This window comes from Frateuria hangzhouensis (assembly GCF_026410505.1).
In the GTDB taxonomy this organism is placed as follows: Bacteria; Pseudomonadota; Gammaproteobacteria; order Xanthomonadales; family Rhodanobacteraceae; genus Frateuria_A; species Frateuria_A hangzhouensis.
In genome coordinates, this window is sequence record NZ_JAPMIU010000055.1 from 1 (window position 1) to 283 (window position 283).

Here is a 283-nt window from a genome sequence, read left to right on the forward strand (position 1 = left end):
CTTGCAGCGGGATCTTTCCGCTCTTGAACTTGTCCTCGCCCTTATAGGCATCGAGCGCGGCGTCGGCCATGGTGAAGCCCATCTCGCTCTGGCCCGTGCCGATCAGCTTGAGGTTGTCGACCGAGCCGCCGGTGACTTCGGCGGTGGCCTGCACGTTCGGCAGGTTCTTCGACAGCACGTTCGCGATGGCGCCGCCAAGCGGATAATACACGCCTCCGGTGCCGCCCGTTCCGATCGCCATGGTCTTCTGCTGGGCGTGCGCCGTTATCAATCCGGCGGACAG

Annotated in this window: 1 protein-coding gene; it reads right to left on the minus strand. The window is 64.3% G+C overall.

What is annotated here, in order from left to right; translation table 11 throughout:
• A partial coding sequence (locus tag OSC30_RS16845; RefSeq protein WP_267173004.1) for a TAXI family TRAP transporter solute-binding subunit occupies window positions 1-241 on the minus strand: 241 nt, incomplete at its 3' end.
• Window positions 242-283: the final 42 nt, after the last annotated feature.